This window comes from Streptomyces sp. NPDC001880 (assembly GCF_053594575.1).
On the sequence record NZ_JBSFET010000139.1, the window covers coordinates 1 to 11,079 of the forward strand.

The window sequence follows — 11,079 nt, forward strand, 5'->3', positions numbered from 1 at the left end:
CGGACCGGTCACGACCACTGCACCTCCAGCAGCGACCGGACCTCCTCGGCGGCCGACCGCAGTTCCGCGAGGAAGATCTGCAGCAACGGGTTGCGGTTGGTGGACCGGGTGGCGACCCCGATGCGCCGGTGCAGTCGGGGGTGGTCCAGTCGGCAGACGTGCACGCCGGTGGTGTCGCCGAGTCCGAGGGCCGGGACGAGTGCGATGCCCATGCCCGCGCGGGCAAGATTGATCGTGACCTGGTAATGATCGCTGCGGCAGCGGACCCGGGGCCGGAAGCCCTCGGCCGCGCACGCGCGTTCCAGGACCGGTTCGCCGGTGTGACCACCATGCGTACCGATCCAGCTCTCTCCTTCCAGGGCGGCGAGCCGGACCGTGGCCTGCCGCCCGAGGCGGTGCCGCAGCGGCAGGACCACCAGCTGCGGCTCGTCGAAGAACATCTCCACATCGACGGCCGCCTGCCGGCACCAGGGGTCCAGTGGATGCTCGAAGACGACTGCGGCGTCCAGCCGGCCCGCCTCCAGGTCGGGCACCAGCTCGTGCGGCTGCCCGAGGATCAGTTCCAGCTCGACCTGGGGCCGGCTCGCTGCGAACCCCGACAGGGCCCGGGGCAGCAGCTCCAGGCCCGAGGACGCGAAGAAGCCCAGCCGCAGGACACCGGCCTCGCCCTCGGAGTGCGCCCGCAGGTCGTCCTGTGCGACAGCCATCAGATCGGCGACCGCCTGCGCGTGCTCGGCCAGTCGTACCCCGGCCGCGGTCAGCCGCAGGCTCTGCGGCTGACGTTCCACCAACGCCACGCCGAGCTCCTGCTCCAGCCGGGCGAGTTGATGCGAGATCGCGGACGGGCTCAGATGCAGCGCCTGGGCCGCGGCCACAATGGTGCCGGTACGGGAGATCTCCAGCAGGACAAGCAGTCGGGCACTGTTCAGCATCGGGTCAGATTAGGCCGTGCCGACGCAATGCGCCGCTCCGGCACCGGACCGTACCGCCTCCGGCGCCGGGAGCCCGGCGGGCTCGTCCACGTCCAGGCGCAGCAGGTCCTCCTCGGTCTCCCGGCGTACCACGGTGCGGGCGCGGCCGTCGCGTACGAAGACGACGGCCGGGCGCGGCAGCTTGTTGTAGTTGGAGGCCATGGCGTATCCGTAGGCGCCGGTGACCGGCGTGGCCAGAAGATCGTCCACCGCGACGTCGGCGGGCAGGGCGGCATCGTCGACGATCACGTCGCCGCTCTCGCAGTGCTTGCCGACCAGCCTTGCCCGCATGGGCCGGGGCGCGCGCGGGCTGCGCGGCAGGAACACCTCGTAGCGGCTGCCGTACAGGGCGGGGCGCAGGTTGTCGCTCATCCCGCCGTCCACGCCGATGTACGTCCGCACGCCCTCGATCCGCTTGATCGTGCCCACCCGGTAGAGGGTCAGTCCGGCGCGGGCGGCGATGGACCGGCCGGGTTCCACGGTCACCGAGGAGCTCCAGCCCGCGTCACGTACCCCGGCCCGCACCCGGGCCGCCCACTCGGCGAACGACGGTGCGGTCTGGCCCGCCTCGTACGCGACGCCGAGGCCGCCGCCGACCGTGAGCCGGTGCAACCGTGTATCGACCGCGAACCGGGCGACGGCGGCGGCGCCGGCTGCGAGCTCTGCCGTGTCCAGCACCTGAGAGCCCACATGCGCGTGGACGCCTTCCAGGATCATCGCCGCCGAATCGGCGGCCCGGCGCACGGCGGCCGCGGCGGTTCCGCCGGCGAGGCCGAAGCCGAACTTCGAGTCGTTGCCACCGGTCCGGATCGCCTCGTGCGCGCCGGCGGCCACTCCGGGTGCCACCCGCAGCTGGACTCGGGCGGGCGGCAGGTGTTCCTCGGCGTGCAGGCGCTCGATGCGGTCCATCTCGTCGAAGCTGTCGACCACCACATGCCGCACCTGGGCGGACATGGCCGTGCGCAGTTCCGCGTCGTCCTTGTTGTTGCCGTGCAGGACGATCCGCCCGGCCGGTACCCCGGCGTGCAGCGCGACCCGCAGCTCGCCGCCGGAGGCGACATCGAGCAACATCCCCTCTTCGTGGGCCAGCCGGGCCATGGCCGTGCACAGGAACGCCTTGGAGGCGTAGGCGACGTTGTCCCTGCCGAAGGCGGCGACCGCCTCCCGGCAGCGCCGGCGCAGATGCTCCTCGTCGTACACGAAGAGGGGTGTTCCGAAACGTCGCGCCAGTTCGGTGAGCAGGACGCCACCGACGGCCAGCCCTTCCGGACGGATTTCGGATGTGCTGGGCAGCAGGCCCGTTTCAATGGCTGACGTCATGCGTTCCTCCCCGGTTGCCGGCTCGCAGCCATCCTGCGGCCTGAACGGGGGTCATAAAAGCGCATTCTTCTACGGCTGAGCCTCACGACTTTCGATGCTCACAGGGTGCAGATCGCTCTGGCCGATAGGCCGGCGCTGCAAGCGGGAGCGAGCCGGTCCGACGCAGTTGCGGCAGGATCCGATGCGCAGTGGCACGTCTGCGTCGCCCGCTCCCGGGAGCGGCCCGCGCACGCCGCCACGCTGCACGTTCGAGGCGACGTCCGAAGGGTCCGAAGGGAAGGCCCGGGAGCGGCCCGCGCACGCCGCCACGCTGCACGTTCGAGGCGACGTCCGAAGGGTCCGAAGGGAAGGCCCGGGTGCTGACCTGCCTGTGCAGCAGCGACACAGGCAGCCTCACCTCGACCGGCCTCCTTCGGCACCCCCGGGTCAGCCCCGTGGACAAATCCGTGACGGGCCGGCCCGGTCAGGCAACGACGACAGGTTCCCCGCGCAGCGCCACGCCCGCCCGACGCAGCTCGTCGAGTGCGGTGCGCGTGCTGTCGGGGGCGACGCCGGCGGTGTAGTCGAGCAGGACCTGCACCGTGAAGCCCGCCCGTACTCCGTCCAGCGCGGTGGCTTTCACGCAGTGATCGGTTGCGATGCCCACGATGTCGAGATCGGTGACATCGCGGGCCTTCAACCAGTCGGACAACGGCGTACCGTCCTGAGTGAGGCCTTCGAAACCGCTCTTCGAGGCGGAGTGAGCTCCCTTGAAGACGACCTCGTCGACGTGCCCGGATTCCACAGCAGGCACGAAGTCCGGGTGGAACTCGCCTCCTTCACTGCCGACGACGCAATGTACGGGGAACGAGTCCTGGAAGTCGGGGTTCTCGGAGAAGTGGGTGCCCGGGTCGATGTGGTGGTCACGGGTGGCTACGACGAAGGCGTACTGCTCGTCCGAGTGCCGGAGCAGTTCGGCAATGGCGGCCGCACGATCCGCGCCGCCCTTCACCGGAACGCTGCCGCCCTCACAGAAGTCCTTCTGCACATCGACGACGATCAGTGCACGGCGCATGGAGGAAGCCCTTTCCCTCGGATACAGCCATTGCCTCGATGGTCGCCCCTCCCCAGGTGGACGGGCGCACCACTCGCCGGTCATTCACCCGACCAGCACGGCACGCAGGCAACGAGGTGCAGCATCCCTCTCCCCCGCCCTTCTGCCGTGATGTCCCCGAGCAGCGTGCCACGACGACGATCCGCTCGACGCTCTCGTTTCGGGCGGCGGAGCGCCGTTCCCGGGCTGCGCCGTCGAGTACCGGACTGCCGGCATTTCCGTGATGAAGGGCAAGAAAGGGCCTGCCGAGAAGGTCCTGTCGGTGTCCCCGCCCAGCAGCGGAGGATGTACGGACCGGCAACCTCAATGCGTGACCTTGGCGCCGCGGGGGACGGCGAAGCCGTCGAGCGTCGCTGTACCCGGCGCGAGGCGGGACCACGACGGGCCGGACAGCGACAGAACCGCTACAGCGGAGGTCGGGTACTTCACGCGTGCCCGCGCGAGTGCCCCGGCCTCTCCGCCTCCCGCGAGAGACAGGACCAGGTCCTGCACTCCTGGCTGGTGGCCGATCAGCAGAACGGTCCGCCGTCGCTCCGGCACGTCACGCAGAACGGCGACCAGGGTGGACGCGCTCGCCTCGTACACCCGTGGCTCGAACACCACCTCCGGCGACGCGCCCAGCTCTGCCGCGACCAGATCCCAGGTCTGCCGGGTACGCCGGGCGGTCGAGCAGATCACCAGGTCGGGCACGTAGTGTGCCTCGTGCAGCAGACGTCCGGCTGCCGGGGCGTCCCGGCGGCCTCGGCCCGCGAGCGGGCGCCGGTGATCGGGTACGCCGTCCGGCCAGGCCGACTTGGCATGCCGCAGCACGATCAATCGGGCGGGAGAAAGCACGGGCACGGTCTCAACCTGCTTCGCGCAGCGGAAGGCGTCCGACCTCACGGGTGAGTTCCAGACCGAGAATCCGGTCCAAGGAGGCGAAGGTCTCGAACTTCGCGCCCTCGGGCACACCATCGGCCACCTCGGCACGGAGCAGCAGGTCGAGGACAGCGGGCGTGCCGAGGTCTGCCGCCAGCGCGTCGGCTGCCGCATGGCTCACTTCCCGCGGCACCGGCTTCGACGGCGCACACGCCCAGTGCGCAACCCGCTCCCGCCAACGCAGCAGTGTCCGCTCGGCGTCGACGACATCACTGGGCGTAAGAGTGACAGGCCGGTGGTATGGCCGGCTGAGCAACCCAAGCCTGACGGCCAGCAGAGCCTCGCCGCCGACCGGACACTGACCATGCGCCCCGGTCCCCTCCACGCGTCCCACCTCCACCCACACCCCCGGGTCGGCATCATGTCGTCCGTCGTCGAAGACATGCACATCGGCCGGGCCGCCAAGGGCGTCGAGCGCCTCCCCACTGCTGCCGGTGAACAAGGCCGGGGGGTGCACCCCGAGCGCGGTCAGGAAGGTCTGCAATGTCCTGACCCGCTCCGGTGACGGGTCAGGAAGCTCGCAGGCCCAGATCATGCGGCGTCCGTCCACCTCCAGCGTCCGCAACAGCACGTCCGCGATGACGAGTATCCGCGCGTGGACCGGCCCTGGCTCGCCGTTGATGACCGGCAGGTGCACACACGTCCGCAGCAGCCGATTGCGCGCCGACGAAAGTGCCACCGCATGACGCGTACGGCCGTCAATGACCGTCGTCACAGCCTGATTCCCTTCCTCCGGAGTGCAGTTCAGTCCATGCACCCGGTGAGCTGGAGGTAGGTGTGCTTGGCATCCGCCACCAGTCGATCGGCCTCCCTCCGACTGCCGCAGCCCGTCACCCGATACGTGGAGCCGGGTGAGAGCCGACCGAGCGCATCCGCCCATGCGGCAGGCTCGGCGTGCCAGCGGCCCAGGTCCGCGAGGTCGACCAGATCGACGAAGGGCTCGGCCTCGGCGACGCACACCACCTCGTCAAGGTCACGTCGGCCGTCGCTCAGGTGCAGCACCGCCACCGGCCAAGCCGCTACCTCGTCGCCCGGCCTTGCGGGCTCCTGCATCAGGACCATGGTCCGCACGGACCGGCCGTCCTCTCCCAGGGTGTCCTGAGCGCAACCTTCGCCCACTGGCCAGCCGCCGACGCGGCTCTGCGCGTCGTCCTCGGTGGGCTCCGTGCTGCTGTTCCTCCCGATGGGGGAGCCGATGGTCGACTCGACCTCGACCTTGATGCGAGGCACCGCGCCCACCTCCCGTCATGCCAGACGGCTGGATCACGCAGAGGCCATCAGCGCCGCATCGGCACGGTCACGGCGAGCCCCATCGCCCGATGTGTCCAGTGTCCCGCGCACGGCCGGGCGGTACAACCGCCGGTCCCGGCCGGGCGGAAGAACGTACGCCACCGACAGCCAGTGCCTGGTGACCGAGGGCGGAACCCGGCACGCCTGAAATGTGACTTGCATCCGCGCGTCCATTTCGGAACGCCTGCCCAGGATGCCCCGCGGCACACTTCTCCCTGCGCCCGGAAAAAAACCGCCATGCGCTCGCTCAAGAAGCGGTGGGTACGTCGCTGCTGCCATCGCCCAGGACAACGTGGCTGTCCTACAGGCCCGCCCGGGAATGCTTCGAGCCGGTAGGCGCCCTATGCGCCCACCGCGTCCTGCACGAATCGCCGAAGGTGCGTACGCACGGAGTCGGGCCGTTCCAGCCAGGGCTCGTGCCCTGCGCCCTCGATCCGGGTCAGCGGAAGAGCAAGCCGGAGCGCGAGGGATTCAAGTGCTGACACGGGGCGGGGGTCTTCGGTCCCGGCGAGGAGCTCCGCTCGCGCGGGCAGTCGCGTGCGCAGCTCGGCGAGGTGCTCATCGAGCGGATCCGTGCGTCCTTCCTTGCCGAGTTCGCCGTTCATGGCCCAGTTGACGGGGCGACGCCGCCGGGCGCCCTGCGCGGCCCAGCGCCACCCTCGAACGGGATCGGCGTGATCGGTGAACCAGGCGAGCGTGAGCAGCTCGGCCTCCTGCTCCTCCGTGCGGTGCGGCATCTCCTCCAATGCGCGGAGCCGTTCCTGCTGCGCGGGTGACATGCGGCGGCTGCGCTCCGCTCGGTCCCCGGCACGCCAATCACCGACGAACGGCCCGCACATCAGCAGAACCGCGGCAACCCGGTCGGAGTGCCTGAGGCAGAACCGGCTCGCCAGATCGGTGCCGTAGGAGTGCCCGATCAGCACAGCCTCGGGTACGTCCCATGCGTCGAGCATCTCGGCGAGATCGTCCACATGCCGGGCGAAGGAATGGCGGCCCCGCCACGGGGACCGGCCCGTGCCGCGCTGGTCGTACCGGTACACGGGCGCGAGGTCCGCGACCATGGGAGCGACATCGCCCAGATAGTCCGGCAGACCGGGACCACCGTGGAGCAGGACCACAGGCGGCTGCCGAGTCGTGTCCCCCAGCGCCACCCAGTGCAGCTGCGCCTCGTCGGTCATCGACTCGAGGCCCTGCGTCTCCATCAAAGTCACCGCGAAGAACCTATCGGTGCCACCGAGGCTCTGCCAAGAGTGGAGCGAGACACTGTCCTGCCTCCGGGTGGCCCGTGTCCCGGTGCGGGTGGCCTGTCTCGCTTCGGCGGAGACCGTCCTGGTGTGGGCAAGCAGCGGAGCCACTGAGCCCATGTCCGCCAGTGGCCTGCGCATCTCGGCAGCGGCTCGAGCTGCGCCGGACGGCTGTGCCCGTGATCGAGCCGGTGCGCTGATCGCGTTCCCCGAGTGTCAGTGGTGAGCGCCATCATGGGGTATGGCCAACCCGAACCTGACCACCGGCAGTGTCTGGCGACTCCACCACGACGATCAGGAGATCGCCCTGCTGACCGTGACCGGCGCCGACGTGCCCTGGACTCACGCCGAAGTCGAAATGCTTGCCGGCTTCGAAGAGTTCCGTCCCCTCTTCGCTGAGCAGGAGCGAGCCGTCGACGAAGAGGACTGGGAGCGGGCCGACGCCTGCTGCGCCCGGATCCGCCAAGCGCTCACCATGACGTTTCCCGACGGCAGTCCGGTCGCCGAGTTCATGCTGCACATCCACGACGACGGCACCGCCGGCTGGCGCTGGCACAACGAGCCCTTCGACACGGCGCATCAGTGACGCGGCGCATCAGCGACGCGCTGGGCCGTCAGCACCTGCTTACACCGGCGGCCCGCCCGGCATGTGCTGACCGGCCACCGGGAGTTCATCGGTCCCCAGTCATCGCGGTGAAACCCGCTCGACCCTGACAGCTTCTTGAAGAGACCCTGTGGGCATGGAGTTCTTCTGTTACCACCGCGACCGGCCCGGGTCCGTAACGCTGCGCGCCGAGCTGCTGGAGGAGCATCGGTCCTATATGGACCGGTACGCAAGGGAGATGATCGCCCGGGGTCCGACGCTCGCGGGCGACACACCCACCGGCAGTGTGCACATCGTCGACCTGCCGGATCCCGTTGCTGCCCGCACGTTCGCCTTCGACGAGCCCGGGTACCAGGCCGGCGTGTACCGCGACGTGCTGGTACGGCGATGGCGCAACCTGCTGGGGCGCACCATGTGGGACTTCCCCGGCGGCCGGACCGGTGGCAACCGGTACCTGGTGCTCGGCTTCGGCACGGGGCAGGCCGCCGATCTCACGGTGCCGCTCCATCGGGACGAGCTGATCGCCTACGGACCGCTGTTGTCCGACGACGGCGCCGCCTGGCTGGGCACAGCGGCGTTGGTCCGGGCGCCGGACCCGGGCACGGCTCGCGCCGTTCTCACCGCGGAGCGGTACGCCGATATCGAGGTGCAGAACTGGCAGTTCGGCGGGCGGCCGTCGTGATCCGAGCATGTCCGAAGTCGTCGATTGCACCGCGGGCCTTTCGGGTGGCTCAGCATCCTCGTGTGCGCCTGGCCCCACGTGCATCGGCCTGACCTGACAGGGCGAGACACTCTTCCCTGTCGTTGATCGGTGCCCAGCGGCTCCTCACCGGTCCTGGGAAAGAGTCTGCTGCGCTGCCGACGGCGAGTCAGGTGGCACAAGTCCCGTGTGTGTGGTGATGGTGGTGCCACCCCCCACACGGGACAGGTTGTCAGCCTCGGTGAAGCTCGTCGTCGCGGCTCCGCCGCTTCCCGCCGACCTCGGCCCGGCCCGTACCCTTGCCCTGCCTCGCCGGCCCGCGCGTCCGCCGGGCCGGCAGCGCCGTTCCGCTCCGCAGGGCCCGCCACCCCGTGGGGATTGCGCGGCGGTGGGACTTCTCCGTCTTCGCGGCTCAGCCGATCGCGAGCCACCTGGTCCAGGCGCCAGTGGTGTCGTTCGGTCCGGTGGCACCGTTCCGCGTCACCACGCGGAAGCTCACCTGACCGTCCTCCCTCATGTTGTAGTTGCAGTATCCGCCCGCTCCCACGCCGCCGACCTGGTGGCACTCGTCGTTCGGACGGTCATAGTTGTATCGGGTCTCCACGATCACTCGCAGGCCGTCGCTTCTGAGGTCCTCGGCCCAGATCTTGTCCCCGTAGGACTCGAAGCAGCCCCGGCCGGTGAGGACTGTGCCGACGTAGAGAGTCGAGCAGGCGTCCTGGCCCGCCAGCGGAGTCGCTGCCGGACCGTTGGAAGCCACAGTGACCAGGCCCGCATCGGCGTGGGCAGGGCCTGCCGTCAAAGCGAGACCCACGAGGCCGGTGACGGTCACCGCCACTGTTCGAAGCTTCACGGTTCTTCCTCCAGGGTGAACTCATGCTGTGCAGCGTGTACGGGTGCAGGGTAGCCAGCGTCTTCGCTTCGCCGATCCTAATTATCCCTGCATAGAGATGACTTGACGTCGAGTCATACTGAACTCGCCCCGCGTGGAAATTCGGATGCACCCGGCGTGGAAGCGCCCTCGTCACCAGCGCAGCGACTCGTGATCCGGCTCCGGACGTAGACCCATTATCACTGTGCGCCGAGGCTCCTGTCACCGTTCTCCGTAATGATCTTTGCACCCGATATGCTCCGTAGTGTTTCTGGCAATGAGTTCAAGGCATCTACCTGAAACGGGAGTTGAGAATGGCGCACGACGTTGCCGCGCTGGCGGCGGAACTCACGGAGATGGCCACGGCCGATCACCAGTCCTCGATCCGCGCGAACAGCGACGACCCGGCCGATCAGTTGGCGTGGCGCCGGTTGACCGCACGGCACGGTGACCGGCTCGGCGAGATCATGGCGGAATACGGATGGCCGACCGCAGATCTGGTCGGCGAGGAGGCCGCACGTGCGGCATGGCTGATCGCCCAGCATGCCGACCGGCAGCTCGACATCCAGCGTCGCGCCCTCCACCTGATGGAGCAGGCGGTGTCGGCAGGCGCGGCCGGCCCGCGCGAGCTGGCCTTTCTGCGCGACCGCACGCTGGTCAACGAGGGCCGCAAGCAGGTCTACGGCACGCAGATCGCCGGCGTGAAGGACGGGACACCGCTTCCGTGGCCCTGCGAAGAGCCCGAGCGTATGGACGCACTGCGCGCCGAGGTCGGCATCGAGCCCTTCGACGAGTATGTCGCCAGGTTCGCAGTGGCCTGACGAACTGTCACGGATGGTGCGGATCGGACCGCTCCACGGGTGCGGGCCGATGCCGACGGCCCAGCGTGGTCAGCGGCTGTTCAGGGCCTCGTCGATTCTGTCGCGCAGTGCGCGTGCGGCCACGGGTGACAGGAGCGCCTCCATCTCTCCGTCGTCGTAGAGCGCGAGGCGGATGTGGTCGTGGTGGCCTGTGGTGGCGACATCGATGCTGATGGTCGGGTCGCCCTCGGCACGGAAGCGAGCAGCTTCATCGAAGCCGTTCAGGGCCTGGATGTCGGGGCCGGGCACGCTGGACCAGATACTCATGGTCGCCATTCCTCGCGGTACTCGGGGTGGTCGGCATAGGCCAGGGTCAGGTGACGGAAGACCTCCGGCAGGACCGCGCGTTCCACCCCGGCCGTGAACTCGTTGAAGGAGTCCGGCAGCGCCGCACTCGTCTCCGGCTCCTCGTACCTCTTGAGCAGGCCGCGCTTGGCCTCGACTTCACGCAGGGCGCGGGCCGGGTCCTGGTGGGCGATATGGGCGGTGTGACGGTCAGCCGAGCCGGTCTTGTACGTCACCACCATTCCCGCGTCGTCGCTCACCAGACCGCTTCCCGATCCGTGATCCACCCGGCGGAGCCCGTCGACGCTACCGCCCCCGGCAGCACGGGCCACGGACTCGTCCTCGCCGAGCCTGTCACGAAGGAACCGCATCAGGTCGTCCATGGGGCCATCCTCTCGTATCGGCAGAGCCGGGACGGGAGGATGGCTGAACGGGGGTGGGGCTGGATCCGAAACGAACGGTCAGACCAGGGAGAGCATCGCGACCGTCACCATGAACAGCAGTCCGATGTGGGCCCGGGCGTGGATGCGGTCGGGAATCCTCGGCGGGCGTCGCCGCAGCAGCGCGATCACCGGCAGGGCACCCAGGAGCAGCGCCGAGGCGGCGCGGAGGTCGATGAGGCCCACCAGCCGCACCTGCGCGTGCAGGGCGGCGGGCACCGTTACCACGTACAGGGACACTGCAGTGGCCGGCAATGCGTCGGCGTTTCCGCGCCGAGACCGGTGAAAGCCCGGCCGTCCGGCGGGGACGCGCCCGCCTGCTCGCGGCCGTCCCGCTACTGCGCACCGGGTCGGTCAGCGAGGTCGGTTGCCGTATCGGCTACGCCTCTCCCGCGGCCCGAGAGCCATCGCCCGAACCGGGCCGTCCGAACGGGCGGCCGGGCGACAGCTTCTCAGAGGCTGTCGGGTGATCTCTGACCGGGC

General features: G+C 69.6%; 14 protein-coding genes, 2 pseudogenes and 1 riboswitch. Of the genes and pseudogenes, 5 read left to right on the forward strand and 11 right to left on the reverse strand.

The genetic code is table 11. From position 1 onward, the window contains the following. Nucleotides 1–8 precede the first annotated feature (8 nt). The 3 genes from ACWCQ6_RS33780 to ACWCQ6_RS33790 all read right to left on the reverse strand — a co-directional run bounded on the left by ACWCQ6_RS33780 (nucleotide 9) and on the right by ACWCQ6_RS33790 (nucleotide 3,345). Complete coding sequence (locus ACWCQ6_RS33780) at nucleotides 9–932, reverse strand: LysR family transcriptional regulator (RefSeq protein WP_451095810.1); 924 nt, start codon at nucleotides 930–932, stop codon at nucleotides 9–11. A gap of 9 nt (nucleotides 933–941) precedes the next feature. Further along, nucleotides 942–2,291: a diaminopimelate decarboxylase gene (gene lysA / locus ACWCQ6_RS33785; RefSeq protein ID WP_451095812.1), complete on the reverse strand. Its 1,350-nt coding sequence runs from the start codon at nucleotides 2,289–2,291 to the stop codon at nucleotides 942–944. A 463-nt stretch (nucleotides 2,292–2,754) separates the two neighbouring features. Beyond that, nucleotides 2,755–3,345: an isochorismatase family protein gene (locus ACWCQ6_RS33790; RefSeq protein ID WP_451095814.1), complete on the reverse strand. Its 591-nt coding sequence runs from the start codon at nucleotides 3,343–3,345 to the stop codon at nucleotides 2,755–2,757. A 166-nt stretch (nucleotides 3,346–3,511) separates the two neighbouring features. Here ACWCQ6_RS33790 and ACWCQ6_RS33795 point away from each other — a divergent pair. Next, nucleotides 3,512–3,640 (forward strand): annotated as a pseudogene (locus ACWCQ6_RS33795) (inorganic diphosphatase); the annotation flags it as partial. 47 nt (nucleotides 3,641–3,687) lie between these two features. On the opposite strand, the gene ACWCQ6_RS33800 reads toward ACWCQ6_RS33795, so the two are convergent. The 4 genes from ACWCQ6_RS33800 to ACWCQ6_RS33815 all read right to left on the reverse strand — a co-directional run bounded on the left by ACWCQ6_RS33800 (nucleotide 3,688) and on the right by ACWCQ6_RS33815 (nucleotide 6,794). Next, nucleotides 3,688–4,224 (reverse strand): SixA phosphatase family protein, encoded by a 537-nt coding sequence (locus ACWCQ6_RS33800; RefSeq protein WP_451095816.1) that lies wholly within the window; start codon nucleotides 4,222–4,224, stop codon nucleotides 3,688–3,690. Nucleotides 4,225–4,228: 4 nt separating this feature from the next. Then, on the reverse strand, nucleotides 4,229–5,017 hold the full coding sequence (locus tag ACWCQ6_RS33805) for a hypothetical protein (RefSeq protein WP_451095818.1): 789 nt from the start codon (nucleotides 5,015–5,017) through the stop codon (nucleotides 4,229–4,231). A 29-nt stretch (nucleotides 5,018–5,046) separates the two neighbouring features. Then, on the reverse strand, nucleotides 5,047–5,532 hold the full coding sequence (locus tag ACWCQ6_RS33810; protein WP_451095820.1) for an inorganic diphosphatase: 486 nt from the start codon (nucleotides 5,530–5,532) through the stop codon (nucleotides 5,047–5,049). Between the two features lie 31 nt (nucleotides 5,533–5,563). Beyond that, nucleotides 5,564–5,628, reverse strand: a riboswitch (Fluoride riboswitch). Nucleotides 5,629–5,933: 305 nt separating this feature from the next. Beyond that, the gene (locus ACWCQ6_RS33815) at nucleotides 5,934–6,794 is read right to left on the reverse strand and encodes an alpha/beta fold hydrolase (RefSeq protein ID WP_451095836.1); all 861 of its coding nucleotides are present in this window, start codon (nucleotides 6,792–6,794) and stop codon (nucleotides 5,934–5,936) included. Nucleotides 6,795–7,077: 283 nt separating this feature from the next. Between ACWCQ6_RS33815 and ACWCQ6_RS33820 the strand changes: the two genes are divergently transcribed. Next, a complete protein-coding gene (locus ACWCQ6_RS33820) occupies nucleotides 7,078–7,422 on the forward strand; it encodes a hypothetical protein (RefSeq protein WP_451095822.1) in 345 nt (114 codons plus the stop codon). A 154-nt stretch (nucleotides 7,423–7,576) separates the two neighbouring features. After that, nucleotides 7,577–8,122: a YciI family protein gene (locus tag ACWCQ6_RS33825; protein ID WP_451095824.1), complete on the forward strand. Its 546-nt coding sequence runs from the start codon at nucleotides 7,577–7,579 to the stop codon at nucleotides 8,120–8,122. 430 nt (nucleotides 8,123–8,552) lie between these two features. Here ACWCQ6_RS33825 and ACWCQ6_RS33830 read toward each other — a convergent pair whose 3' ends face one another. Further along, nucleotides 8,553–8,993, reverse strand: coding sequence for a hypothetical protein (locus ACWCQ6_RS33830; RefSeq protein ID WP_451095826.1), 441 nt, complete (start codon nucleotides 8,991–8,993; stop codon nucleotides 8,553–8,555). Between the two features lie 332 nt (nucleotides 8,994–9,325). Between ACWCQ6_RS33830 and ACWCQ6_RS33835 the strand changes: the two genes are divergently transcribed. Further along, nucleotides 9,326–9,832 (forward strand): DUF6624 domain-containing protein, encoded by a 507-nt coding sequence (locus ACWCQ6_RS33835; protein ID WP_451095828.1) that lies wholly within the window; start codon nucleotides 9,326–9,328, stop codon nucleotides 9,830–9,832. A 69-nt stretch (nucleotides 9,833–9,901) separates the two neighbouring features. Here ACWCQ6_RS33835 and ACWCQ6_RS33840 read toward each other — a convergent pair whose 3' ends face one another. The 3 genes from ACWCQ6_RS33840 to ACWCQ6_RS33850 all read right to left on the reverse strand — a co-directional run bounded on the left by ACWCQ6_RS33840 (nucleotide 9,902) and on the right by ACWCQ6_RS33850 (nucleotide 10,851). Next, complete coding sequence (locus ACWCQ6_RS33840; RefSeq protein ID WP_451095830.1) at nucleotides 9,902–10,138, reverse strand: hypothetical protein; 237 nt, start codon at nucleotides 10,136–10,138, stop codon at nucleotides 9,902–9,904. Then, complete coding sequence (locus ACWCQ6_RS33845; protein WP_451095832.1) at nucleotides 10,135–10,539, reverse strand: DUF6221 family protein; 405 nt, start codon at nucleotides 10,537–10,539, stop codon at nucleotides 10,135–10,137. The genes ACWCQ6_RS33840 and ACWCQ6_RS33845 overlap by 4 nt, the downstream gene beginning before the upstream one ends. Nucleotides 10,540–10,617: 78 nt before the next feature. Next, nucleotides 10,618–10,851, reverse strand: coding sequence for a hypothetical protein (locus tag ACWCQ6_RS33850; RefSeq protein WP_451095834.1), 234 nt, complete (start codon nucleotides 10,849–10,851; stop codon nucleotides 10,618–10,620). Between ACWCQ6_RS33850 and ACWCQ6_RS33855 the strand changes: the two are divergent. Further along, nucleotides 10,848–11,066 (forward strand): annotated as a pseudogene (locus ACWCQ6_RS33855) (hypothetical protein); the annotation flags it as partial. The gene ACWCQ6_RS33850 and the pseudogene ACWCQ6_RS33855 overlap by 4 nt on opposite strands. Nucleotides 11,067–11,079: the final 13 nt, after the last annotated feature.